The following is a 25,144-nucleotide window of genomic DNA, read 5'->3' on the forward strand; positions in this document are numbered from 1 at the left end:
CCCCTTCAAAGGAGCGGATAAGTATGAATAAAGCGGTTTACACCAAAAACGGATCTTTGCGTAAGAACCCACCGCCTCAATATGTCATTCGTGGAACTGACATAACTGTGCCAACCAAACAGTTGCAAAAAATAAGGCTGACAGGCATCACTTTTATAGTTGGTCCTCACGGTCAATCGTTGGACGAAAATCCGAATTACACCGAGTGGATTCGGTTGAGGGAGGTAAAGTCATGAGTGATCGTAGATACAAATTACTCAACGGATTCACTCTGGTTGTAAGCGAGGAATGTCTCGGTGTTCAGCTTGATACAGGTATGACAATCACAACTGATGGGGATGAGATCATAGATGATGTACTTGTCTTACTTGATCAAACCAAATCCGAACGGGATCAAGCCATTCGAGATCTCCGTGATTATAAATCGAAGCGCGGCGAGAATATTGGTGAAATGTTGGATGCTCGTGCTGAAGCTGATCGGCTCCGTTTGGAGCTTGAAAGGGAGAAAGAGCATTGTACCAAAGCCATAAGGCTGCTTGTGCAGGTGACGGACATTCTGAGTATGGGCAGGACACCGGATAGAACTGGGGCGGCATTAAAGGTAATTTACCAGTGGTTACACGACAATAAGCCTGAGAGTCAAGAAGGAGGAGGAAATAAATGCTTGCAATGAAATCAGTTAAGTTGATGCGAAAATACGCTGCGTGTGTTGATTGTGGTAATGAGCTGGTTGGAGACGGAGAAGGTGTCCTGCTGATTGAAGACGACATTTTCAAACGCAGTTGCAAGTGTGGGTGGAGCATCGAAGTGGACGAGGATGATAAGCCGCTGCTTGATCTGAATGTGGCTTGCTGGGCGACGATCGGACCGAAACGAGTCTATGAGATCCACGATAGACAAGGAAAATTCTATGGTTATGTCAACGTGAATAAGCTGCAGGAAATGGGACATGTGAAACGCATTAATCATACCAAGAAAACGGAAGAGTTTATAAATACGCCTGAAGGCAAAAGTTGGGTAGATCAAAATCGATTTTTTAATATCTAAGTAAAGGTAGTGAAACGGATGGAGCACAAACTGGATCTTATGGCATTGCTGGACCACGTTGATCCTTCGTACCTGGATTACCAGGAATGGGTCAACGTCGGAATGGCATTGAAATATGAAGGTTATACGGCCAGTGATTGGGATGATTGGAGCAAACGGGACAGCGGCCGGTACCGTCCCGGGGAGTGCTTCAGAAAGTGGACTTCCTTTGAAGGTTCAGGCATCCCTGTTACTGGTGCAACCATTACGCAGATGGCCAAGGATAACGGATGGGTACCACGTTCTGCAGGTCGAGAGGATCGGGAGCTGGGCTGGGATGATGAAATTGCCGGCGGCGATTATGTCGTGGTCGATAAGAACTGGATTGAAGGCAAGGAGATCCACGAACCAGCCGTATGGAATCCGATTCAGCAGCTCACCACATACCTGCAGACGCTGTTCGAAGCATCGGAGAACGTGGGATATGTAACGGATACTTGGCAGAACGATGAAGGTAAGTATCTCCCCACCAAAGGAGCATACGATCGGACAGCAGGTGAGCTGATCCAGGCGCTCAACCAGAGCGGTGATGATATCGGTTCCGTGCTGGGTGATTACGATTCAGCTGCCGGCGCGTGGATCCGGTTCAACCCGTTGGATGGTAAAGGGGTCAAGAACGATAACGTGACCGAATTCCGGTACGCACTTGTTGAGTCAGACACGATGGACATTGAGAAGCAGAACGCGATTATGCGGGAACTGGAGCTGCCTATCGCTGTGATGGTCTACAGTGGCGGGAAGAGTGTTCACGCTATTGTGAAAGTGGATGCAGCTGATTATGACGAGTACCGGAAGCGGGTTGACTACCTATATAACGTTTGTAAGAAAAACGGCCTGAATATCGATAAGCAGAATCGAAATCCCTCGAGGCTTTCACGGATGCCAGGTGTCGAACGTAATGGGAAAAAGCAGTTCATTGTGGATACCAATATTGGCCGTGCAAGTTGGGCGGAATGGCATGAATGGATCGAGGGTGTGAATGACGATCTTCCGGATCCGGAGAGCCTGACCGACTATTGGGATAACATGCCGGTGCTGGCTCCACCTTTGATTCATGGGGTACTGCGGCAAGGTCACAAGATGCTGATGGCCGGACCGTCGAAGGCAGGTAAGTCGTTCGCTTTGATCGAGCTGAGTATTGCCCTGGCTGAGGGAGATAAGTGGTTGGGCTGGCAATGTACTAAGGGTAAAGTTCTGTACGTCAATCTGGAGCTTGATAGAGCCAGCGCCTTGCATCGTTTCAAGGATGTGTACCAGGCGCTTGGGCTCCCGCCGAAGAACATTGGAAATATCGATATTTGGAACCTTCGGGGTAAGACGGTACCGATGGACAAGCTGGCTCCTAAATTGATTCGTCGTTCTGCAAAGAAAGATTATATTGCTGTCATTATCGATCCGATCTATAAGGTCCTGACAGGCGACGAAAACAGCGCGGACCAGATGGCCCATTTCACCAATCAGTTTGACAAAGTGGCTACTGAGTTGGGTGCCAGCGTTATTTACTGTCATCATCACTCCAAGGGTTCCCAGGGCGGTAAGAAGTCCATGGACCGTGCATCAGGCAGCGGCGTTTTCGCTCGGGATCCGGATGCACTGATTGACTTGGTGGAACTGGACATTCCGGAAGCGTTGCGGAATCAGGAAGAGAACAAGGCGATCTGTTCGATGTACCAGCGTCTCTTCGAACAGTACAACCCATCATACCTGCAGGAGCATGTTTCCCAGGATGATCAGCTCAGTGCAAAGGCTATGGAGGACCACGCTAAGCGTGCAATTCCAGGAGTCATGGCGAACATCAAGCCAGAGATTGATCGAGTCATCAAGACTGTACGTGGGCATTCTGCATGGCGTGTAGAAGGTACGTTGCGGGAGTATGCCAAGTTCGAGCCGGTGAACATGTGGTTCCAGTATCCGGTTCATCGCATCGATGATGTGGGCAGCCTGAAGGACATCGATACGGACAGTGAAGCTTCAACGCCGGCATGGCAAAAGGCTTCCGGCAAAAGGAAGGATAAGGCTAAGCAAGAACGTCGAACCAAAGCTGAAGAGTTTGAGGATGTCGTGAACAATTGTAACTTTGGTGAACCTCCTACTTTAATGGATATTATGGCCTGGTACGGATCTACTGGTAAGGAAGTTGCCGAGCGTACTGTAAGAGATTGGATTAAGAAGTTTGGGTATGAAATTGATCGTTCTAATGGCTTCCGCATCGTCAAAAAAGAAGAGGAAGCAGAATAATGAAGTTGCGGGGCGACCATAAATTTATGGTGGTTGCAATCCGCACAAAGTTGCGGCAATGATCATCATTTTATGGTCGCCGCAACTTGCGAAACATGGTTGCCGCAATTCCGCGAAAAGTTGCGGGGATTTAGGTACGTCCTGATTGCCGCAACATGCGGCGGCAACCACTATATATAAATATATAAGGAATAAGGGAGGGGGTCTAGAACTCCCCCTCCCCCTTCCCCTAAATTTATTTGAAAGTCACCCCCCCGCAAAATTAAAGTTTAAAAATGGAAGTGGTGAAATAGATGACAGAATTTTTTATGCCGATGAAACCACCGACAGCGACGCACCAGGAGAAGAAGGTAACGATTGTGAATGGCAAACCTGTCTTTTACGAACCAGACGATCTGAAAGCAGCTCGTGCGAAGTTAACAGCTCACTTGGGTCAGCATGTGCCTGAGAAAAAATATACGGGGGCGCTGCGTGTAATTGTAAAGTGGCTGTTCCCGATTACGAAGGGGAGCAAGCATTACGACGGAGAGTGGAAAAAGACAAAGCCAGATACACACAACCTGAACAAGTTGCCGTTTGATATTATGACTGATCTGGGATTCTGGACAGATGACGCGATTGTGGCCAGTGAGATCATCGAGAAGTTCTGGGCTGATCATCCAGGCATTTACGTCAAGATCGAGGAGCTGTAGGCCATGGACTATAAAGCATTTTTCTGGGACATGTTCCTGTGGACCCAGGGTGTGAACGATGCAGCGAGACAGTTCGGGATGCAGAGCCCTGACTTCTGGAAGTGGGTTGCAGATTCTGCTGGTGCGATCTGTAGGAAGTACGAGGATAACCGTCTGGCCGTAAAGCAAATGGTCATGATGATTGAATGGCTGGAGGAAGTATACGAGAAACAAAGGCAGGCGGGTTGATCTGTCCGGAGTGCTGCAGCGATATGGACGAGATCCAGCCGGATCTGTATGAGTGCGTGGGTTGTGGCTTTACGGCAGAGCAGATTGCTTTCAAGTTAGATCAACATGGAGAGGGTGAGCCCTTTGAGTAACTGGCACTATGGCATTCCCAAGCGAGAGAACGAATTGAGAGCTGCAGTTAAATCTCCCGTCATAACTACGCAATTGTCACCCGAAGAGCTGGAGGAAATCCGGCAGAAGTACCCTGCAACGAAGGCTGATAAGGCCTTCAAAAAGCCGGTTGAGATAAAAAGCAGACCTAAGGGGGATAACGATATGGCAAAACCAAAATTCAACCTGACGGAAGAACAGTTCAACGCTGAACGTGCTTCTGGCAAAACGATCGGACGGATCGCAGAGGAACAAGGGGTTACAGAGGTGACAGTATACAATCACATTAGCAAATGGACCGAAGCGCGGAAGCCAGGACAGGAGAAGCTTCTGAGGGAGAAGAACGTTTCACCGCCAGGACCACCAAGCGCGGAACTGCTGGACAAAGCTGAGAAGGAGATCGAGCGGCTGTCGATGGCGTTGGTTGAAACACAGAACGAACGTGACAGTCTGTCGGTTGAGCGTGAACAATTGTCTGCAGAAAATCAACGGCTTGACCAAAGAATGATATCGGCACAGAACGAAGCGACGAAAGCTTGGGCTGAGGTTGAACGGCTGCGAGATAAGCAGGATGAATCTGATCGACAATGGACAAAGCACAACGAAATAATGCAGATCAAAAATAAAGAATTGGATAAAGAGCGAGACGATTTGATTCAAGAGATTAACCGGTTGAACGATTGGATAGTTGGTCTGGAGGAGCAGCTGCGTCAGCAGGAGCCTGTCAATGCGGTACCGGACAGCGAGGTTCAGCGTTTGGAATTAGCCATACAGGATCTTACCCGTGCGCGTTGGATTCTGAACCGACTGTCTGCATCGGGGGAATAGCCTATGACAACCACAACCAAAGCCACATGGATTGAGACACTGATCAGTCAATATGCAACGGATTCCCGAGCCTTGGACAAGTACCGGAAGGGTCTAGATCTGGACGATCCCCAAGAGAAAGAGGAGGCTGGCACGGTCTCTGAAATGTTATCGGACATGCGATATGCCCTGACGTGGCTAAAACGCGGGAGACGGCCAGGCAGCCGCCGTGGCGTCGAGATTACCGACGTGTATCGGCAACGGGAAATCTATATCAAGCTGTCCGGACAGGAGATCACCGATGCTGAACGGTTGAAGCTGGTGGATGCACTACTGGCCTTGAGTGATCGGGAGCGGACGTGTTTCCTGCTGCACATGGCGCAGGGGTTGACGCTTCTGGAGATTTCGTCTAAACTAGGACTAAGTAAGAGAACGGTTCAGGACTATGTGGACCGGGCTAAAGACAAGATTTCAAAAGAATTTTTGTGATCTTGCCGTACGGACTGCCGTACGTCGTGCCGTACAACATGTACACCATAAGTCTGTCTATAACAGGGCTCTCCATTGCGGAGGGCTCTTTTTTGCGTTCAAAACTATCTTAGGAGGTCGATTCTGTGGATCGGATTAATGATCGGCATAAGCACATGTTTGCTAAAATGCGCCAAGCATTTGTACGCTTGAGCGAATCTTTCGCAAACTTCGCCAATGCGATCCAGGAGCACCAGGGAGTCGTCGAAATGCTGGAACTGATCGAGCAGTATGACGAGCAACCTGCGAAGACGAAGCCACTTCGTTTGCGGGATCTGCCAAGAGCTTTGCCGATGAGGCACCAGGTACTGAACCGAAAGCCGGTTCTTCAGGTGGCACGGAGTCGTTGTTAAAAGAGGAAGAACATCCCTTTTTGTCGAATTTGTGTTTGACAGGAGGTGGATGATAGCATGAGCAAAGTAGAATCAACTTGTCCGAAATGTGGCGGACCCATTTACGAAGATGAAAATGCGTTAACTGGATTTTGTGAGAAGTGTTCCAAAGAAGAAGAGTAAACCAAGCATCCTTCGGGGTGCTTTTTCTTTTGCCAAAATACATAGAGGAGCTGACTGATATGGCATTGACGGCCAAGCAACAACACTTTGTAAAAGAATACCTGATTGACCTCAATGCCAAGCAGGCAGCGATCAGAGCAGGATATAGCCCCAAGACGGCTGAACAACAGGCCAGTAGATTGTTAAGTAATGTTAAGGTTCAGGCAGCCATACAGAAGGCCATGGACAAACGAGCGGCCAAGGTTGAGGTTACGGCCGATATGGTGCTTCGACGATGGTGGGATCTGGCTACTGCCGATCCTAACGAGCTGATCCATTTGAGACGTTTGGCGTGCCGGTATTGCTACGGAATCGATCACCAGTACCAATGGGTCGATGCGGCTGAGTATGCCCAGGCGGTAGAGGATGCCATTAACGATGCCGAGGCTAAAGCAGAGGAGATGGATAAGCCGGTACAAGATATCCTGCCGAGTGAAGCTGGCGGATATGGCTTTGATCGTCTTGCGGATCCACATCCATTCTGCCCTCAGTGCCGTGGCGAGGGTCGCCCCGATTTGCATATCGAGGACACCCGTAAGCTTCAGGGCGGCGCTAAGCTACTGTACTCTGGCATTAAGCAGACGAAGGCAGGGCTTGAAATTGTGATGCATGATCAGGCGAAGGCGCTGGAGAATGTCGCCCGGCACCTGGGAATGTTTAAGGATAAGGTGGAGCTGTCGGGTGGGGTTAGCGTCAGTGATCCGTTCCAGGGGCTAACTACGGAGGATCTGAAGAAGTTGGTCCGAGATGGTTAATCTTGCGGCAATCAAGCGTGGTGCCCGTGTAGAACTGGCGAGACGTGAGTTCTTCTATTTCTGCCAAGCTATGGCACCGGACTTCTACCAGGAAAATCGTCAGTTCCTTGTTGATCTGTGCAATGAGATGCAAGACTTCTATGAGTCGGACGACGATATTCTGATCGTCAATGAGCCCCCACGCCATGGTAAAAGCCGAACGGCATCGATGTTTGCACAGTGGGTATTCGGACAGGATCAGTCAGCCAAAATTATGACCGGTTCCTATAACGAGACGCTATCGACCACGTTCTCCAAAGCGGTGCGCAACGGGATCAGCACGGAGAAGGCTGATGAGAATATCATCGTGTACAGTGACATTTTCCCTCAAGTGCAGATCCGCCGAGGGGATGGAGCTATGAACCTTTGGAGCCTTGAAGGTGGATACAGCAACTATCTGGCCACGTCTCCTACGGGTACAGCAACGGGCTTTGGTGCTTCTATTCTCATGATTGATGACTTGATCAAGAATGCCGAAGAAGCGAGCAATGAGAGTGTTCTGGAGAAGCACTGGGATTGGTTCACGAATACGATGCTGAGCCGTTTGGAAGAGGGCGGCAAGATCATCATTATCATGACCCGATGGGCAACAGGAGACCTTGCAGGCAGGGCCCTGGAGCATTTTGCAGAGGAGAAGAAGAAGGTACGGCACCTGAGCATGAAGGCCCTACAGGATGACGGTACGATGCTCTGCGAAGAGATCCTTTCCCGCGAGTCTTACAACATGAAGGTACGGGCCATGGGTGCGGACATTGCCAGCGCTAACTATCAGCAGATTCCAATTGATATCAAGGGTAAGCTTTACAGCAGCTTCAAGACATTTGAGCATCTACCGCTGGATTCTTCTGGAGAACCGCTGTTCACTGGCATTTACGCTTATTGCGATTCAGCAGATGAGGGTGCGGATTATCTGTGCAACATCATATGGGGTGCGTACAACAAAGAGGCGTATGTGCTTGATATCATCTACACCAAAGAGCCTATGGAGATTACAGAGCCGGCAGTTGCTAAGGCTCTTTTTGCGTTTCAGGTGAATAGGGCACGGATTGAAAGTAATAACGGGGGACGTTCATTCGCTCGGAGTGTTAAACGGATTCTGGAACAGGACCTGAGAAGTAACCGGACAGACGTGAGCTGGTTCCATCAAAGCAAGAACAAAGTAGCTCGTATTGTATCGAATGCAACATGGGTCATGCAGCATGTCTACTTCCCTGTGAACTGGCGGGACCGCTGGCCGGAGTATCACAAGGCTATGAACAATTATCAGCGCGAGGGTAAGAACACCCATGATGATGCGCCAGATGGTACGACAGGCATCGCAGAAACGATGTACATGTTAGGAGGCTGAGGAAATGGGGTGGTTTCAGAATATGGTCATGAAGATATTGAGGATACAACCAGCACCGGAGAACAAGTCATTTATCATCCGTGAGCCATTCAGCTATCGGACCAGTGTCCTGCGTAACCGGCTCTGGTATCGTGGAGATCCGTCCGAGCTGGAACAGTTCTACAAGCAGTCGGTCACAGATAACGTGAGCCGTTCCCGATTCTGGGCAGCGGTCCCGAGTGAGAACCGGCATATTCGGAAGATCCATTCAGGGCTACCAGCTATGATCGTGGAACGTCTGTCTGACATCGTGGTTTCGGATATGGACCAGATCGAGCTGAAGACGCCGGATCAGACGAATCTGTGGGAGGAAATCGCCAAGGATAACAAATTTGATGAGCTGCTGGGTAGTAGCCTAATTGAAGCGCTGGTAGAGGGGGATGGTGCATTCAAGGTAACACTGGATACAGCTATCACCCCTTATCCGATCATTGAGTTCTACGCAGGCGATAAAGTGCAATACAGACGAGAACGTGGCAGGCTCCAGGAGATCATCTATTACACGGAGTACCGCCACAACGATAAGGATTACCAGCTGGAAGAGACATTTGGCAAAGGGAAGATCAACTACAAGCTACTGAGTGCAGACGGGAAAGAGGTTCCTCTGGCTATGGTGCCTGAATTGGCTGGCTTGGATGAAACGACATTTACGGGTGACTTTATTTGGGGTGTGCCGCTGTCTGTGTTCAAATCATCCAAGTGGCCTGATCGTGGCAAGTCCATTTATGAGAGCAAGGCAGATAGCTTTGACGCTTTGGACGAGGTTATCAGCCAGTGGTGGGATGCAATTCGGTCAGGGAGAGTGCAGAAGTACATCCCGGAAGACTTGCTCCCCCGAGATCCGAATAACGGAATGCCCATCAAGCCAAATCCATTTGATATGGACTTTATCGCGGCTGGTAGGACAATGGCCGAGGATACCAAGGATCAGATTTCCCTGGTGCAGCCGGCAATCCTCTATGAGGCGTTCGTATCGTCTTATGCGTCTGCATTGGACATGTGCTTGCAGGGGATTGTATCGCCCTCAACGCTTGGCATCGATCTGAAGAAGACGGATAATGCCGAGGCGCAGCGTGAGAAAGAGAAGGCCACACTTTACACCCGTGGCAAGATCATTGAACGTCTGAACGAAGTCATTCCGGAATTGGTGTCTATCGTTCTGAAGGTGCATGACAACAACCAACAACGGACTCCAGGAGATTATGAAGCATCCGTCAAGTTTGGGGAGTATGCCAGCCCTTCCTTCGACGCTGTTGTTGAGACGGTGGGCAAGGCCCGGACGTTTGGTGTGATGAGTGTTGAACGTGCGGTTGAAGAGATGTACGGCGACACCTGGACTGATGCGGAAAAGACAGAAGAGGTTAAACGCCTGAAGGATGAACAGGGGATCATCTTTGAAGAACCGGCACTGAATCGTGATGCTCCACCAGATCCGGATAACCCGGAAGATGATGACGAATGAAAAAGAAATATGACATTCGCCAGATCTTCAGCGACATGGAAATGGATCTGATAAAGTCCATGCAGCGTAACCTTCAGCGTCACGAGGATGACGAGGAACGAGAGGGCAAGGAATGGGAGCAATGGCAACAACGTAAGCTGGAGGATATTCAGCGGTACCGTAAGGAGACCCGCCAGATATCCAAGAAGTATGAGCCGGAAGTGAAGAAGGCCGCCGAGGAAGAGGTTAAAGGCTCCTGGCGGCGCGGGGCTGATCGTGTGGTGAACACCGTCAAGGGCCTGTGGAACAAGATTACGGGCAAAAAGCCGGATATAGAGTCAGAGGATGGTTCAGATCGGAGCTTCTTTAGGATCAATGAGAAGCGGGTTAACGCTCTGGCAGATGCAGCAGAGAACAATCTACAATTAGCTCGTCATGCCATGCTGAGACAAGCGGATGACGTGTATAGACAGACCATCTATAAGAGCCAGGTATACCTGAACAGTGGAGCTGCTTCGCTGAATCAAGCAATCGACAGGGCTACTAAGGATTTTCTTGAAAAGGGCTTCGACTCCATCACATATGCCAATGGTCGCAGGGTGAATGTGGCCAGTTATGCGGAAATGGCGCTGCGTACAGCTTCCCAGCGTGCAGTATTCGCCGGAGAGGGTGCCAAACGGGATCAGCTCGGCATCCGTACCGTTGTTATATCGTCACATGCTAACTGTTCCAAACTGTGCCTGCCATATCAGGGCAAAGTGTTCATAGACGACGTTTATTCAGGCGGGACTGAAGCTGATGGCAAGTATCCGCTTCTGAGTACCGCCATTGCTGCTGGTTTGTTCCATCCGAACTGTCGCCATAACATGACTACGTTCATTGTGGGGACCAGCTCACTGCCTAAGCCAGCTGATGATGAGAAAGCTTTGGCCAACTACCAGGCAGAACAGAAACAGCGCTACATGGAACGTCAGATACGCAAGTACAAGCGCCTGGAAGCAGGTAGCGTGGACGAAGGAAACCAGGCGAATTACAAGGCGAAGGTTAGACAGTGGCAAGCCCAATTACGGATACACCTGAAAGAACATGATTACTTACGTAGAGATCCCAAACGGGAGAAGGTAAGAGTTTGAAGGCCCTAGCTGAGACTGCTGGGGCCTATTGCTCGTTGACCGGAGCATCACGGTCCGCTCCCTTAGCTGGAGAGCAGCTATATAAATCTATGGAGGCTGATGACAAATGGATTGGCTTAGAGAACTGTTGAAACAAGCAGGTTGGGAAGATGCGAAGATCGATGCATTTATTGGGGACGTAAACAAGGAATTACCGAAGCATTTTGTACCTAAATCGCAGTACAACGAGTTATCCGAGACTAGGAAGAAGCTGGAGAAGGACGTTGCAGATCGTGATAAACAGATTGATGACCTGGGCAAAACTGCGGGGCTGTCTGAGGATCTGAAACAACAGATCGAGACGCTGAAAACCGAGAATCAGACAGCCAAGACACAATATGAATCCGATCTGAAGGAAGTCAAGATCAGCAACGCCATTACGGCTGCATTAACGGGCAAGGTTCATAACGAGAAAGTTGTAACAGGCCTGATCGATAAGACGAAGCTGGTTCTTGGAGACGATGGCAAGATTGTTGGTTTGGATGAGCAGCTGACAGGCTTGAAGACATCCGATGCTTATTTGTTCAAGCCTGAAGAAGGGCAACAACAGCAACAACAGCAGCAACCAGGCATTAAAGTGGGTGCCGGAAAAACCGAGCCACCTGCAGGCGGACAGCTCTCCCTGGGAGATGCCATTGCCGCACACTTTACAAAATAGAACAGGAGCTGATTTGAATGGCAGTAACATTGGCAGAAGCAAAGAAAAACGTACAGGATGCAATTACACTTGGGGTGATTGACGAATTCCGGAAGAATAACTTCCTGCTGGAAAACCTCACCTTTGACGATGCGGTCTCCCCAACGGGTGGCGGCGCTACACTGACATACGGTTATACACGTTTGATCACACAGCCTACCGCGCAGTTCCGTGAAATTAATAAAGAGTACACTCCACATGAGGTATCCAAACAACGGCACACCGTTGACCTGAAGGTGTTCGGTGGTACGTTCCAGATTGACCGAGTTATCGCTAATATGGGTGGTATCGTGAGCGAGGTTACGTTGCAAATGGCGCAGAAGGTCAAAGCTGCTCAGGCACTGTTTAATGATACCGTGATTAACGGTGATTCTGCAGTAGAGGCATTGGCGTTTGATGGTCTAGACAAAGCACTGGCAGGCTCCAGCACTGAGTATCTACCGTCTACGCCTATTGATCTGTCCACCTCTGCTGCTGTTGATGCCAACTACAAGGTGTTTTTGGATCAACTGGACGAATTCCTGATGGGCTTAGATGGACCGCCTTCCGCAATTATGGGCAATCTCAAAATGATTGCTCGGATTAGAGCTGTAGCCCGTCGATCCGGATCATATACGACAACCCGCGATGAATTTGGCCGTCAAGTTGAGAAGTACAATGAGATTCCATTAATCGATCTTGGGGCGAAGTCTGGATCTAACGAGGACGTGGTTGGTACGGATGCCAATGGTGAAACCAGCATCTACATCCCGCGTTTAGGTTTGGATGGCTTCCACGGCGTTTCCATGGCAGGCGTAGCACCTGTACAAACGTGGCTGCCTGATTACAGCACGTCAGGTGCAGTTAAGACAGGTGAAGTCGAGATGGTAGCAGCTGTGGCGTTAAAAGCGACCAAAGCGGCTGGCGTTATGCGTAATATTAAAGTTTCCTAGGAGGGATATTTCATGGCTAAAGTAATTGCACCAAATAAGGAATACACAGGGCTGTCCGCAGGTATCCCCTTTGCAAATGGCGTAGGTGAGACGGACAACGAGCATTTGCTGCAGTGGTTTGAGGGGAAGGGATACACGGTGGATCGATCGGAACCGGATACGGATCCGCAGACAGATGAGATTGCAAAGGCCGCTGAGCTTGAGAAGAAAGAGGCAGATAAGCGGTTGAAGGCTCTGCGTAAGAAAGCAACGGATCTCGGGATCGAGGGCGCAGCAGAAAAAGACGCTGCTACGCTTGAGGCCGAGATTGAAGCTGCAGGGAAGTGATCCTATGGCTTATGCCACAGCTGATGAGTATGAACTGTATGGTGACGGGATGATCCCGGCTGAGGACTTGAATAAGGCTCTTAGTCGGGCATCCGACCAAATAGACAGCCTGACCTATAATCGCATCGTACAACGTAGCCTGGAAGGTCTGACAGCCTTTCAGCGGGGGAACGTGGTTAAGGCAGTATGCCAGCAAGCGGATTTCCAGTATCAATATGGGGATTACTTGGACTTCCCTCTCTCTGGATACTCCGCAGGCAGCGTCAGCGTATCATTTAAGGCCGTTGATGGACCCGGAGGGGTTAAGACTACCGAAGGTGTAGCAAGCCTGCTGAGAGCCACAGGGCTGATGAATAGGGGGCTACGTTGATGCGGGGTAAGTTTCCGTTTCCACATTGGATATTGAAGACACCGGTTCAAGTGTTTCACACCAAGCTGTCAGAAGACGGGGAGCCTGTCGAGGAATTAATCTTTGACGGGCTTGCTTGTTATGACGAGAAGATGCGTCAGAAGCTGGATAAGGAGCGCCGATTGGTCACGCTATCCGGTAAGGTGATCATCCGGGGCGATATCCTGCCAGGAGAATTGATTGAGGGCTTTGTCCGGGTTGGTGGAACCGATCGAATCATATTCAGCGCTTCAAGGCCGCAGCATCCAGACGGCAGCGTCTTTTCTACGGAATTGGAGCTGAGCTAATGGTTAAAGTGAAAGTGACGATGGATCCCCGGGCTATGCGGGAGCTTGCAAATGCCCCGATCAAGGCGCTTGAAGTCATAGCGAACGGGAAGGAACAGAGCATTTTGACCGAGATTGCCAATGCTCAGGTTGTGCCGAAGCAAACAGGTGAGTTGGAACGAAGCGCTTGGGTAGACAAAACTGGGCTGAAAAAGGGCCAGGTGAAGATTGTCTATGACACGCCATATGCGCGCCGTCTTTACTGGCATCCAGAATACAACTTCCGCAGGGATAAGAACGCCAACGCCCAAGGGCTATGGCTGGAAGCTTGGCAGAAGGAACAGAAAGGTTGGATTCGCAAAACGTTTGAAAAGCTGGTCAAGAAGTTTGGGGGTGGGTTCATCAAATGATGCTGTCCGAGATTCGGGATTGGCTGAAAACGCAGATCGATTCCCCATATTGGTACATTGGCAAGATCGACGGCAAGAAGGAACAGTCCATTGGTGTTTACAACCTGAACACCGGACAACCTTACATTGCCATCGGAGGGCTGGAGAACACCAGCTATGCCAGCAAGTCCATATCCATCCTGGTTCACTGGAGTAAAAACGCAGATACAGCGGAGCGTAAGGCCCATGAGGTCTATGCTGCGCTATTTGGTCGTTCTGATGGCGAGATAGCAGGGCACCGCGTCATTGCCTTTGAGATGCGGACACCATGGCCTATTGATGTGGGCACGGATGATGCTGGGATTTACGAATATGTGATTGAGACAACTATTTATTATGAGAGGTAGGGGATTGATTTGCTGAAACTTGACTTGCAATTATTCGGGGGCACTGGTGTTTTCCCGGTTCATAACAACATTTTCAAAATTGGTATTAAGGGCAGGGCTTCCACAGATACGGATATGGTATTGATCAAGGATTTAGAGAACTTTGCACCAGCTATCGACGGTAACACTGAAGAATGGAGTGCGATGGACCAAGCGGGTTGGACGAGACGTGCAGTAACGGGTAAGTCCTTGTCTTTCAGCTTTAGCGGTAAACGTAACTATGGCGATCCAGGTAATGATTACATTGCAGGTTTGATGCTGGGGACGGGTCAAGATGTGGAAACGATTTTTGAATGGACCTTGCCTTCAGGTGCCACGCTCACGATGAATTGCGTGATTAACTTGACCACACCAGCAGGCGGCGATTCGACCAACATTGACGGTCTAGAATTTGAGCTGCTGTCTGACGGTAAGCCGGAATTTGAGAAAGCACCAACTACACCATAATTCATAAACCAAGGGGGATTTACCCATGTCAAAAGTTATTAATATTACAGATAAGTTTTCTACAGAAATGCCATCTATCCAGATCGGTGAGAAGTTGTATCCAGTCAATAACGGTATTTCAGCCATGTTGGCGTTTGAAGAAGCTGCAACAGGTGGCGTTACTGGCATCCTGAAAGCCTTGGAAGGTGCGTTTGGCAAAAAGGCATATAAGGAAATGGGGGTCGAGGACATGAACATGGGGAACATCATGGTCCTGTCTTCTGCTGTCCTTGCTGCAATGTCCAATATCAGTTATGAGGAAGCTGATGCGCGATTTCAGCGGGGCGTCCAGTCCTAACAGTTGGTATGACCTGTATGAAGATTGGGAGCTGATTGAAGCCAGTCTTGCCAAGCAGTACGGTATCCGCATTCGGCAGCAAGGAGATATGCCGTGGGAAGAGTTCTGCACATTGGTTGGTGGTCTTATGCCCGATACACCGCTTGGAAGCATTGTTTCAATTCGAGCAGAGCAAGACCCTAAAACGATTAAGGGGTTCAACGCAGATCAGCGCCGCATCTATAACGCTTGGCGTAAACGCCAATCAGATCAGAAGATGATTGAGCCCAAGAAATTGGATCAGGAAATGAAGAGTATGGAAGCGGTTCTAGAGCGGTTATTTGGGGGTGGGTAGATGTCAAGCGCAGGCCGCGTAGATTTAGACTTGGGCTTGAACTACGGAGCCTTTCAACAGCAGCTCAATAGTATATCGAGTACCGCTACTAATATGGTTGGCGGGGCATTCAAGAGACTGGGCGGGATCGTTGCCGCAGCCTTTGCAGTCAATAGCTTAAAAGAGTTTGGTAAGGAAGCCATTAACCTGGCATCGGATCTGGCCGAAGTGCAGAACGTAGTTAACGTTACGTTCGGTGCCATGACTAGCCAAATTAATAACTGGTCCACTAACCTTATTGACAGCTTTGGTTTGTCGGAGCTGGCAGGGAAGCGATATGCATCCACTATGGGTGCCATGCTCAAGTCATCCGGGATTTCCGGTGAAGCCATGAAACAGATGTCTGTCAAGTTGACGGAATTATCTGCTGACATGGCTTCTTTTTATAACATCTCGAATGACATGGCCTATCAAAAAGTATTTAGCGGTATGGTCGGTGAGACTGAGCCGCTGAAGCAATTGGGTGTCAATATGTCTGTGGTCAATATGGAAGCCTACGCGATGTCCCAGGGCATCACGAAATCTTGGCTATCCATGACCCAGTCTGAACAAGCCATGCTTCGTTACGGATACTTGCTACAGGTAACAGCCGATGCTCAGGGCGACTTTGCCCGTAACGGTCAGTCATGGGCGAACCAAGTCCGTATGATGTCCGAACAGTGGAACATCTTCAAGGGCACAATGGGCGCGGGGTTCATTAACATTCTGACGCCGATCCTGAAAGGGCTCAACTGGATCATTGCCAAACTACAAGTTGCGGCGGCTTATTTCAAAGCATTTACGGAACTGGTCTTTGGTGACGCTGTGAACGCTGGTGGTGCCGGAATGACGGTGGCTACGGATGCCATGGGCGGCATGGGTGATGCAGCAGCGGCCGCAGCTCCTGCTGTAGAAGATACAGGGAAAGCGGCTGAGAAGGCAGGCAAGAAGGCTAAAAAAGCCGGAAAAGACATGAAGGGCAGTCTGGCCGGATTCGATCAGCTCAATACACTGGCCCAATCAGCGGCGTCCGCTCTGGATGATGCTGGTTCAAAGGCGAAGGGCGCAGGCGCTGGGATAGGCGGTCTGGGTGCGATGGCTGGATTTGGTGACCTGGACTTGGGCACACCTTCAATTGAGATCGATCCGATCAAGCAGCAAGTGGCAGCGTTCTTGGAAGACGTCAAATCCCGATTCTCAAAAGCTTGGGCGTATATCTCTTCGGGCTGGGGTGAAATGCGGCCGGCACTGCAACCGTTCATTGATATGATGGTGCCTATTCGTCAATCGGTATCAAACATGGGCAAGACGTTCTTGGATCTGAAAGACAAGGTGCTTGTTCCGGTGGCGAAGTACATTTTGGGCGATTTCATTCCGGCTATCGTCACAGGCTTTGTTAAATCGTTTGCTCCAGTCATTGCGAAGCAGATCGTATGGACATTTGATTTCCTTGACCGGACATTCCGGAATTCAACGGATCAATCCATTAAGCTGTGGGAAAACGTCTGGTTACCGAGTCTGGAGAAGGTAAAGAACGCCTTTGTTACCAATATGCCGTTAATCGCAGCAGCCTTGCAAAGCTTGCTGGACGGGACACTTAATCCATTCACCGACTTTATGATGAATGACTTTGCTATCCCAGTATCTACGGTGCTTGCTGAAACACTGGTACCCATCTTCACGGATACACTGGTCTGGGCCATTGACACATTCACCAAGACTTTCACGAATGCAGTCAACCATATCAATGATCTATGGGACAGCACACTTAATCCAGCGCTTGAGCAGTTCAGGGATTTGTTCTTGGACATCATTCCGCAGATCGGGAAATCATTTTCTGACTTGCTGAATGGTACGTTAAAGCCATTTGTGGATTATGCCTTGAATGATTTCATCATCCCAATTGCCGCGAAGATTATTGATACGCTGGTACCTGTGTTCACGGATACTTTGGTTTGGGCCTTTAAAGAAGCTGCCAACACGTTTGAATGGGCCGTCAAGCTGATCAATGATATCTATAACACGGTGTTGAAACCCGTCTTTGATCTGATTAAAAAAATTGTCTTGGACACGTTGGAGACGATCAAGGGGCTTTGGAACAAATACGGTGCGGAGCTACTTGCGAAACTCACGGAGTTCATGACCAATACACGGAATCTGTTCCAGAAGCTTTGGGATGATATCCTGAAACCGATTATAGAGCCGTTCCTCAAAAAAATGAATGAAATTTGGGACGGCACACTCAAGGGGATCATCAAGCAAGTGGGCGAAGTGGTCATGAAACTGGTTAACGCTGCACTGGACATTTACAACAAGTTCATTGTGCCATTGATTAGTTATGTAATAGACAAACTGGCACCTGGATTTGTGAAGGGCTTCAACATCATTTTGAACATAGTAACGACTGTGGTCCAAAGCGTTGGGGGCGTCATCAAGGGGCTGCTTAAAACCTTAGGCGGCATTATTGATTTTGTGGCGGGTGCTTTCACAGGTGACTGGAAGAAGGCATGGACCGGGGTTAAGGATATCTTTGGTGGCATATTCGATTCCTTGTACAGCTTGGTCAAAGCGCCGCTGAACCTGATCATAGATGGCATTAACAAGGTCATCGAAGGATTCAACAGCTTGAGCGTAAGCATTCCTGAGTTTGAGGTCTTTGGTCAGAAGGTCGGCGGGGGCAACATTGGGGTACCACAGATCCCGAAAATTCCGAAGCTGGCGAAAGGCGGTTTGGCTTACGGGCCGACACTTGCCATGGTCGGGGATAACCGAGGGGCTTCCGTTGACCCCGAAGTCGTGTCACCGTTGTCTAAGCTTCAAGACATGATCGGTGGGAACAATCAGCCGATGGTGGAAATATTGCTCCTGATTCTGGATGCCATCAAGAACGGAGACAAACAGACCGTCATTCAGCTCAACGGTACGGAGCTGGGGCGTGCTACTGTGAGTGCAATAAACGAGATCACAAGGCGTCAAGGCCGTTCACCATTAACGACATAGGAGGGATGCAGAGTGGAAATTAAAATTAATGGTCAAGAGATTGCAGCCTATCCTTCATCGTACCAGGTGACGGTCCTTGACTTGGATGATGCGAATTCATCCGTACGTACTGCAAACGGAACCTTGAACCGGGACCGGATAGCGGTCAAACGGCAGATAGACATGACTTGGGGGATGCTGACATGGGCAGAAATGTCCTCCATCCTTCAATCCATGTCCAATGTGTTTTTTGATTGTACGTATCCAGATCCGATGACAGGTAAGCATGAAACCAAACGGATGTATGTCGGCAATCGGCCCGCACCGTTCAGTGTGATGAGTGGCGGCGTCATGTACTGGAACGGGCTCAAATTGACGCTGACGGAGAGGTGATTGGATGTTTCCTATATCGCCACTTTACAAAGATTATTTAAGACGGCCTGACCGGGAATTTATTGTCAAGGCTCTGGTGGGCAGTGAGGAATACGATAGCAGTAGGATTGTGGATTTCAGCATTGAAAACAGCTTGAGTCTGACAGAAGGGTTCGAGATTGGGACGTCTATCCCTTCGAAACTGACAATTAAGTTACGAACCAATGAAATCATACCAGCAAATGCACGAATCGTGCCGTACCTGTCACTGTCTCTGGCTGGCCTGACGTGGTTGGAAGCGCAGTACCCATGGAAAGACATGAACCTAACGTGGACGGGCTCAGGGACGGACTGGTTGCCGCTGGGAGAGTTCTTTGTTGATGACCGGGAAAAGATCAATGATGTCTGGACATTCACCTGTTATGACAAGCTGGTTATGGCTGACGTGGCGTACATATCGTCATTGACATACCCAACTACCCAGAAAGCAGTTTTTGATGAGATATGTAAGCGTCTGGGTTGGACGTATGACAGCAGCGTGGTCATTAATTCTGCATACCGGATTCAGGCAGGGCCAGCGGGATACACCATGCGTCAGGTACTGGCTTATATTGCTTCTGCCAATAGCGCAAGCATTTATATCGATAAAGCCGGTACGCTCAAATTCAAGCGGTTCACAGCTTCTGAAAACCCTGTGTTTGATATGACCACGGCCGATTATGTGACCGTCAAACAAACGAATCCGGTCAAGACCTACACGCGGGTTGTGGTCACATACAACACGGAGGACGGCTTGCAGTATGAAGCGGGTACCGGGGATGAGAATCATACACTGTATGTAGAAAATCCATTCGCTACGCAGGCGGTCACGAACGGCCTTCTATCAACGCTGAATGGATTTTCCTATCTACCTCTTACGATGGATGCGCGGGGCTATCCGCAGCTTGAACAAGGTGACGTCATCGGGTTTGAGCAGCAGGAAGGTACCACTTGGGATGAAACGGTATCGACCTGGCAGGACACAAATATTCCATGGGATGGCGTTGTCAGATACAAGACCATTATCCTGCATCAAGTATTCAGTTTTGCAGGCGGCTTGAAGATGAGCCTGGAAGCACCGTCTGTGTCCGAACAGCGAAGTGAGTTTATCGTTGAAGGCAGTCTAACGCAACAAGTGAACAAGCTGAACAAGGATGCCATCAAGGAAGGCAAGTCCTATTACGGGGCGACCATCACACGTACTGAGGGATTGATCATTGAGCGGGAAGACCACAGAAGCAAGGCGGTGTTCAACTCAGATGAATTGACCTTCTACCGTGGATCGGATAAGGCCCTTTGGTTTGACTTGCCAAGTAACCGATATAAATTCAATGGTACTCTGGAAGCCGTGGATGGTGTATTCTCGGGAAACTTGAGCGCGGCAGGTGGTACATTTGCCGGAACCTTGCAAGGCGTGGATGGTACGTTTACAGGTAATCTGAGTGCTGCTGGGGGAACTTTCAAAGGCAACCTTAGTGCTGCGGGTGGGACCTTCACGGGTACACTTGTTGGTGTGGATGGTACGTTCTCAGGCACTTTGCAAGCGGCCACAATTAACGGTGGTACGATCAATGGTTCAACTATCATTGGTTCGGTATTAAAGACGGCCAACAGCGGGAGACGAATTGAGATTGATTCGGGGGGCTTCCGTTCTTATGACTCCAACGGACGTAACAGGGTTCAGATTGCGACCACCGATGATGCTTCTGCTGCCGCTGTGATCTGGAGGGATTCGAACGGGACGGCTGTAGGTGAAATTAACTCATATCAATCGAGTGGCGTTCTGACTATGTATGGTAATAACATCACGATCGGATCAAACAACACAGGGAATCCGATTCGCATGCAAGGTGCTGTAACATTTGGCGGTGCGATAAATGGGTTAGATATCTCAGATGTAAACGGGTTACAATCCCAATTGACATCTTTACAAACTCAAATTTCTAATTTATTAGTTACTTTTTATGCTCACTCACACAACTTCACGTTGCCTACGCACAACCACGGGCTTGCTAATGCCGCAAATTGGGGCGGAACCTTCACAACTTCAACTCCGTAATGTATCATAATAGGAAAATAGCACCAATACGGAGGTAGAGTTATGAAGAAGTTTGCACATAAAGCTGCATACATTGCAGGTGGAATAATTATTGGTGTGGTTTTTTCGACATCAGCAGGAGCATTTGCGGATACGGTTAAGAGTATGGTAGGTAAAAAAGTAAGCGGAGAATACACAATCATTGTAGATGGAAAGAAACTGTCGGACAAAGGAGCAGTAATTGACTCCCGGGCAAATGTCCCAGCGCGCGCCCTGTCCGAATCATTAGGAGCTGATGTAAGGGTGTCTGGAAAAACAATAATTATTACATCGGAAGTAAATGGACCTGGTGAAATTACTACCTCGAATCCGACAAATAATCAGAGTAACAAGTATGCCGGGAAATCAAAATCTTACTTAGAAGCTATGAAGTCGGAATACAATAACAAGATCCTGCCACCTATAGTTACCGGACTGGAAAAAGTAACTAAAGAATACGAGGGTATAAAAGCTGCTGGACAAGATGATGTGACTGCCTTGGCAAAACAAAAGGTTGAAGATTATCAAAAATTGGTAGACGATGCACAAGCCGAACTGAAACTGATCGACGAAGCACTAGCAACAGCAAATTAATATCAACATTACAGAGAGTCCATTTCATGGGCTCTTTTTTTGTTGCCCAAAAAGGGGATGATTTCTTGGAAGTGGACGGTATTACCTATAAAAGACCATTGGCGTGCTGCGGATACTGTGGCACGTCTGTTTTTGTTCTGCACAAGGATGTCCAGGCAAAGGAACAGATTTTTGAAAGCATTCTGAAATCCAAAGGGATTCCACCGCAGCCTGATCCGTTTCCTGAGCAGGAACCACGATGCGCTACTTGCGACGAGGTTTGGACTCAATCTGATTTTACATTGAGGGAGGGTGAAGGACGTGGAGGAACAGCAATTACGCGAGATTATCCGTGAGGAATTGATTGCCCATGACGAAAGGATTAAGGCTGAAACCATAACGATCCGGGTCAATGATCAGACGAAGGCCACCATGCTTGAAATCATGAAGAATATGAAATGGGGTGCACCAGGTGAGAATTAAAAAGGTTCTTGAACTGTCCGTGGATGTGAGCGACATTTTTCGTGAGAGCCCATTAGTGATCCGTGCCATGCTGGAGACGTTGCCGACCCTTGAATCTCAGGTGGCATTCCTTCAGGCAATCCGGCAGGACGTTGACACGCTATTGAAAGGAGCTGAAGCAAATGGCGAACCGTTACGCGAATCTGGAAGGAAGTAAAAAGATCAGTGAGGATTTCCCAAATATTAATATTGGCTTTGACCGTGTGCAGGCTGAAATGGATACCAAAGGCACGCCAGCCGATGCCCAGTCTAAAGCCGATGCAGCTAAGGCAGCAGCCATTGCCGCCGCTGCTGCTGATCTGGCTGCACATAAGGCACGCGGGGCAGATGAGCATCCCACGGCAAAGGGAAATGCCGCAGGGTTCATGAGTGCTGCCGACAAGCTAAAATCTGATGCCAGCACCAGCGCCGCAACTGCTGACACGCTTATGCAACGTGACGCCACAGGGCGTGCGAAGGTAGCGGCTCCAGCGGCAACGGATGACATTGCCCGGAAGGCAGAGACAGACGCCGTACAATCCAATCTGGACAGCCATACGGGCGATACAGTAAAGCACGTCACACAGGCCGAGCACGACAAACTGAACGGCATTGCCGCAGGAGCTGAGGTCAATCAAAACGCCTTTGCAGTTATCAATGACGTGGCAGCAACCAGCAAGTCCGATACGGTTACATTTGTGGGCGGTACCGGGATTACCGTTACAACCGATCCAGACGGGAAACGGGTTGTCCTTACGGCAACAGGGGAAGCAACGCCAGGTGCTCATGCGTCATCTCATATCACTGGCGGTACAGACGTTATTCCAGATGCAGTGATCGGTGGATCTAGTGGCTTGATGAGCGGGGCAGATGCCAAGTATGTCCGCCAGGACGGGGAAACTAAGACAGGGGCGCAGGCAAAGGCAGACGCGGTAAAGGAATATGTGGATGATCAGATTTCGGCCATTCCACCTGTTAATGATGCTTCCCTAACTGAAAAAGGAATAACGATGCTTTCTGATGCAACGGACGGAACCCGCAGTAATGTAGCTGCGACTGAGAAAGCGGTTGGACTGGCTTTTCAAGCTGGAGTTGAACGTAAAGCGGAAGTGGTTGCCGCGCTTAACTCCATAGGTGTATCGGCATCCACAAGCGAATCATGGGACGCGCTCATTGCCAAGATGTCTGGGGTGATTCGGGCGACAGGAACAGCCACAGCCGCTCAAGTTCTAGCAGGGTCAACGTTCAGTAACGCTACAGGCAATAACCGATCAGGCACAATGGTTAACCGCGGGGCAGTATCACAGGATATCACGACTCAAAACGGTTCGTATGTAGTCCCGCAGGGGTATCACAGCGGATCTGGTATTATCCGTGCTGTATTCGCCAATCTGATTGCAGCCAATATTCGTAACGGTGTGAACGTTGGTGGAGTCGTGGGAACGTTGAATGAAGGTATTAGGTACGCGACAGGTACAACAGGAATATCCGGTTCGGCCCGATCATTCCAAAGGACTGATGGTGTAGTAAACAAGTATTATATAGAAGTTAGTGGACTGGCTTTCAAACCGAAAATAATTGTGGTAACAGTGGAGGCTGGGGTCCCTATCCTATCCGGATCAACAATTACAGCTCAAAGCTCGGTATACACAGAGAAACCGGTTCGAGCATCCAACGGAAGTCAATTTGCAGGGATGTCTACCGTTACGATAGGAAATGGAGAAAAGTTTTATGTCGAAGGAACATATGCCTTTGTTTCCGAGACAGGATTTCGAATACCTTTAGACCTCAATAACACGGGGGTAAACTTCACTTGGTATGCATTCGACATTTAAGGAGGTTCAGCAATGGAGATAGGCAGAAAAGTTTATTACGAGAAAGCGTCTGGAAATGTGATATGGGTTACTGACCAACGAATGGGTATGGTAGTTGAAACAACTGTAGAACAAGACTTCGCTTTCTATTCAGCATTGGCCGGACGCGTTCCTGAAACGGTAGGCTTGTTGCAATTGGAATTTGATGCCTACGAAGCCGACTATGGCGCTGGTGGACAAATAACTCGGATTGATCTGGAGACAATGGAACCGCTGTTCACCTATCCAGATCCAACCGATCCAGAAACACCACAGGAACCACGTCCGGCACTCAGTAAACAGGTTGATCAGTTAGCCGCAGAAAGCAATGCAAACCAACTGGCGCTTATGGAGCTTCACATGATGTTGCTTGGCGAGATGCCAGATGCGGAATAACATCGGCAGGCTGCTGATCCGTTGGGCTGTGGTACTCATGAGAGGGGGTGACACCATGTTAGCTGTATACGTAATGATGATCCATAAAGGCTTGATCAAGCTGGAGCAAGTGCCAACAGGCAGCCGGGATAAAGTGGCTGCCGTGCTGGAAGCAGCAGAGATGGACCAAAACGGGAATATTGTGTAACAGGCGTTCCAATTATGGAGCGCTATTTTTATGCCCTCTGGAGTGGTCAGGGGGCTTTTCCATATATTCAGATAGAGACGGGGGATTGGCGTATGGAAGCCATACCAGGAGGTGTGAACGACATGCAGGTGCAGGATGTGAATACGATTGTTGATTTGAAGGTTCAACTGGCCCGGATTGAAGAAGCCTTAAAACCTTTGGCGGCTTTGGCTCCAGGTGTAGCAGAGGTTAGAGAGATTTCCAAAGAAGCCTTGCAGACAGCGCAACAAACGGCTTTGAGACTCGTTGAACTTGAAGCGGAATTGAAGAAGACAACCGATGTAGCCCATGAAGCCAAGCGCAATGCGGCCGATGCGCTGACACGTTTAAATAAGCATGACGAGGACCAAAAGTGGTTAAAGCGTACCGTGTATGGTGCGGCATTAACTGGATTGACTGGACTTCTTATCGCGGCTGTATGGGCCGGAATTAAGTTAGGGGGAATGTAG

Annotated in this window: 34 protein-coding genes; all 34 read left to right on the top strand. The window is 49.3% G+C overall.

Annotation, left to right across the window (positions count from 1 at the left end):
• The first annotated feature begins 23 nt into the window (after window positions 1-23).
• Window positions 24-236: a hypothetical protein gene (locus tag QVE09_RS16210; protein ID WP_315937607.1), complete on the top strand. Its 213-nt coding sequence runs from the start codon at window positions 24-26 to the stop codon at window positions 234-236.
• On the top strand, window positions 233-673 hold the full coding sequence (locus tag QVE09_RS16215) for a hypothetical protein (RefSeq protein ID WP_315937608.1): 441 nt from the start codon (window positions 233-235) through the stop codon (window positions 671-673). The genes QVE09_RS16210 and QVE09_RS16215 overlap by 4 nt, the downstream gene beginning before the upstream one ends.
• A complete protein-coding gene (locus tag QVE09_RS16220; protein ID WP_315937609.1) occupies window positions 661-1,047 on the top strand; it encodes a DUF3797 domain-containing protein in 387 nt (128 codons plus the stop codon). The genes QVE09_RS16215 and QVE09_RS16220 overlap by 13 nt, the downstream gene beginning before the upstream one ends.
• An 18-nt stretch (window positions 1,048-1,065) precedes the next feature.
• Entirely contained in the window at window positions 1,066-3,324 is a 2,259-nt protein-coding gene (locus QVE09_RS16225) for an AAA family ATPase (protein ID WP_315937610.1), read from the top strand.
• 293 nt (window positions 3,325-3,617) lie between these two features.
• On the top strand, window positions 3,618-4,016 hold the full coding sequence (locus QVE09_RS16230; protein ID WP_076328799.1) for a RusA family crossover junction endodeoxyribonuclease: 399 nt from the start codon (window positions 3,618-3,620) through the stop codon (window positions 4,014-4,016).
• A gap of 3 nt (window positions 4,017-4,019) precedes the next feature.
• Window positions 4,020-4,244 (top strand): hypothetical protein, encoded by a 225-nt coding sequence (locus QVE09_RS16235; RefSeq protein ID WP_301880970.1) that lies wholly within the window; start codon window positions 4,020-4,022, stop codon window positions 4,242-4,244.
• 123 nt (window positions 4,245-4,367) lie between these two features.
• Window positions 4,368-5,222 carry a hypothetical protein gene (locus tag QVE09_RS16240; protein ID WP_315937611.1) on the top strand — a complete coding sequence of 285 codons (855 nt, stop codon included), beginning with the start codon at window positions 4,368-4,370 and terminating at the stop codon, window positions 5,220-5,222.
• 3 nt (window positions 5,223-5,225) lie between these two features.
• Window positions 5,226-5,690, top strand: coding sequence for a sigma-70 family RNA polymerase sigma factor (locus tag QVE09_RS16245; RefSeq protein WP_315937612.1), 465 nt, complete (start codon window positions 5,226-5,228; stop codon window positions 5,688-5,690).
• Between the two features lie 125 nt (window positions 5,691-5,815).
• Window positions 5,816-6,082, top strand: a complete 267-nt coding sequence (locus tag QVE09_RS16250; protein ID WP_315937613.1) for a hypothetical protein — start codon at window positions 5,816-5,818, stop codon at window positions 6,080-6,082.
• A gap of 221 nt (window positions 6,083-6,303) precedes the next feature.
• The gene (locus tag QVE09_RS16255) at window positions 6,304-7,038 is read left to right on the top strand and encodes a terminase small subunit (protein WP_315937614.1); all 735 of its coding nucleotides are present in this window, start codon (window positions 6,304-6,306) and stop codon (window positions 7,036-7,038) included.
• The gene (gene terL, locus QVE09_RS16260) at window positions 7,031-8,425 is read left to right on the top strand and encodes a phage terminase large subunit (protein WP_315937615.1); all 1,395 of its coding nucleotides are present in this window, start codon (window positions 7,031-7,033) and stop codon (window positions 8,423-8,425) included. The genes QVE09_RS16255 and terL overlap by 8 nt, the downstream gene beginning before the upstream one ends.
• A 4-nt stretch (window positions 8,426-8,429) precedes the next feature.
• The gene (locus QVE09_RS16265; protein ID WP_315937616.1) at window positions 8,430-9,926 is read left to right on the top strand and encodes a capsid protein; all 1,497 of its coding nucleotides are present in this window, start codon (window positions 8,430-8,432) and stop codon (window positions 9,924-9,926) included.
• Entirely contained in the window at window positions 9,923-11,038 is a 1,116-nt protein-coding gene (locus tag QVE09_RS16270) for a phage minor capsid protein (protein ID WP_315937617.1), read from the top strand. Before QVE09_RS16265 ends, QVE09_RS16270 begins: the two co-directional genes overlap by 4 nt.
• Before the next feature lie 106 nt (window positions 11,039-11,144).
• The gene (locus QVE09_RS16275) at window positions 11,145-11,735 is read left to right on the top strand and encodes a phage scaffolding protein (RefSeq protein WP_315937618.1); all 591 of its coding nucleotides are present in this window, start codon (window positions 11,145-11,147) and stop codon (window positions 11,733-11,735) included.
• A 17-nt stretch (window positions 11,736-11,752) separates the two neighbouring features.
• On the top strand, window positions 11,753-12,706 hold the full coding sequence (locus tag QVE09_RS16280; protein WP_124113862.1) for a major capsid protein: 954 nt from the start codon (window positions 11,753-11,755) through the stop codon (window positions 12,704-12,706).
• A 12-nt stretch (window positions 12,707-12,718) separates the two neighbouring features.
• Window positions 12,719-13,033 (top strand): hypothetical protein, encoded by a 315-nt coding sequence (locus tag QVE09_RS16285; protein WP_315937619.1) that lies wholly within the window; start codon window positions 12,719-12,721, stop codon window positions 13,031-13,033.
• 4 nt (window positions 13,034-13,037) lie between these two features.
• Window positions 13,038-13,403: a hypothetical protein gene (locus QVE09_RS31625; RefSeq protein WP_315937620.1), complete on the top strand. Its 366-nt coding sequence runs from the start codon at window positions 13,038-13,040 to the stop codon at window positions 13,401-13,403.
• Window positions 13,403-13,729 (top strand): hypothetical protein, encoded by a 327-nt coding sequence (locus tag QVE09_RS16295; RefSeq protein WP_222215888.1) that lies wholly within the window; start codon window positions 13,403-13,405, stop codon window positions 13,727-13,729. The genes QVE09_RS31625 and QVE09_RS16295 overlap by 1 nt, the downstream gene beginning before the upstream one ends.
• Window positions 13,729-14,118 carry a hypothetical protein gene (locus QVE09_RS16300; RefSeq protein WP_315937621.1) on the top strand — a complete coding sequence of 130 codons (390 nt, stop codon included), beginning with the start codon at window positions 13,729-13,731 and terminating at the stop codon, window positions 14,116-14,118. The genes QVE09_RS16295 and QVE09_RS16300 overlap by 1 nt, the downstream gene beginning before the upstream one ends.
• Window positions 14,115-14,504 (top strand): minor capsid protein, encoded by a 390-nt coding sequence (locus tag QVE09_RS16305; RefSeq protein ID WP_315937622.1) that lies wholly within the window; start codon window positions 14,115-14,117, stop codon window positions 14,502-14,504. Before QVE09_RS16300 ends, QVE09_RS16305 begins: the two co-directional genes overlap by 4 nt.
• A gap of 9 nt (window positions 14,505-14,513) precedes the next feature.
• Complete coding sequence (locus QVE09_RS16310) at window positions 14,514-14,990, top strand: phage tail tube protein (RefSeq protein ID WP_315937623.1); 477 nt, start codon at window positions 14,514-14,516, stop codon at window positions 14,988-14,990.
• A 25-nt stretch (window positions 14,991-15,015) separates the two neighbouring features.
• Window positions 15,016-15,327, top strand: a complete 312-nt coding sequence (locus tag QVE09_RS16315) for a hypothetical protein (RefSeq protein WP_315937624.1) — start codon at window positions 15,016-15,018, stop codon at window positions 15,325-15,327.
• Complete coding sequence (locus QVE09_RS16320; protein ID WP_315937625.1) at window positions 15,296-15,661, top strand: Gp15 family bacteriophage protein; 366 nt, start codon at window positions 15,296-15,298, stop codon at window positions 15,659-15,661. The genes QVE09_RS16315 and QVE09_RS16320 overlap by 32 nt, the downstream gene beginning before the upstream one ends.
• Window positions 15,662-18,679, top strand: coding sequence for a phage tail protein (locus QVE09_RS16325; RefSeq protein ID WP_315937626.1), 3,018 nt, complete (start codon window positions 15,662-15,664; stop codon window positions 18,677-18,679).
• Between the two features lie 12 nt (window positions 18,680-18,691).
• Window positions 18,692-19,051 carry a DUF6711 family protein gene (locus QVE09_RS16330; protein ID WP_315937627.1) on the top strand — a complete coding sequence of 120 codons (360 nt, stop codon included), beginning with the start codon at window positions 18,692-18,694 and terminating at the stop codon, window positions 19,049-19,051.
• A gap of 4 nt (window positions 19,052-19,055) precedes the next feature.
• Window positions 19,056-21,128 carry a bactofilin family protein gene (locus tag QVE09_RS16335; RefSeq protein ID WP_315937628.1) on the top strand — a complete coding sequence of 691 codons (2,073 nt, stop codon included), beginning with the start codon at window positions 19,056-19,058 and terminating at the stop codon, window positions 21,126-21,128.
• Between the two features lie 42 nt (window positions 21,129-21,170).
• Window positions 21,171-21,740 carry a stalk domain-containing protein gene (locus QVE09_RS16340; protein ID WP_315937629.1) on the top strand — a complete coding sequence of 190 codons (570 nt, stop codon included), beginning with the start codon at window positions 21,171-21,173 and terminating at the stop codon, window positions 21,738-21,740.
• A 26-nt stretch (window positions 21,741-21,766) separates the two neighbouring features.
• On the top strand, window positions 21,767-22,075 hold the full coding sequence (locus QVE09_RS16345; RefSeq protein ID WP_315937630.1) for a hypothetical protein: 309 nt from the start codon (window positions 21,767-21,769) through the stop codon (window positions 22,073-22,075).
• Window positions 22,041-22,202 (top strand): hypothetical protein, encoded by a 162-nt coding sequence (locus QVE09_RS16350; RefSeq protein WP_315937631.1) that lies wholly within the window; start codon window positions 22,041-22,043, stop codon window positions 22,200-22,202. Before QVE09_RS16345 ends, QVE09_RS16350 begins: the two co-directional genes overlap by 35 nt.
• Window positions 22,192-22,398, top strand: a complete 207-nt coding sequence (locus QVE09_RS16355) for a hypothetical protein (protein ID WP_315937632.1) — start codon at window positions 22,192-22,194, stop codon at window positions 22,396-22,398. The genes QVE09_RS16350 and QVE09_RS16355 overlap by 11 nt, the downstream gene beginning before the upstream one ends.
• Window positions 22,364-24,055, top strand: coding sequence for a tail fiber protein (locus QVE09_RS16360; RefSeq protein ID WP_315937633.1), 1,692 nt, complete (start codon window positions 22,364-22,366; stop codon window positions 24,053-24,055). The genes QVE09_RS16355 and QVE09_RS16360 overlap by 35 nt, the downstream gene beginning before the upstream one ends.
• A 12-nt stretch (window positions 24,056-24,067) precedes the next feature.
• A complete protein-coding gene (locus QVE09_RS16365) occupies window positions 24,068-24,469 on the top strand; it encodes a hypothetical protein (RefSeq protein WP_315937634.1) in 402 nt (133 codons plus the stop codon).
• A gap of 55 nt (window positions 24,470-24,524) precedes the next feature.
• Window positions 24,525-24,656, top strand: coding sequence for a hypothetical protein (locus QVE09_RS16370; protein WP_315937635.1), 132 nt, complete (start codon window positions 24,525-24,527; stop codon window positions 24,654-24,656).
• Window positions 24,657-24,670: 14 nt separating this feature from the next.
• A complete protein-coding gene (locus QVE09_RS16375; RefSeq protein ID WP_315937636.1) occupies window positions 24,671-25,144 on the top strand; it encodes a hypothetical protein in 474 nt (157 codons plus the stop codon).

Source organism: Paenibacillus sp. ClWae2A (genome assembly GCF_032452295.1).
GTDB lineage: Bacteria > Bacillota > Bacilli > Paenibacillales > Paenibacillaceae > Paenibacillus.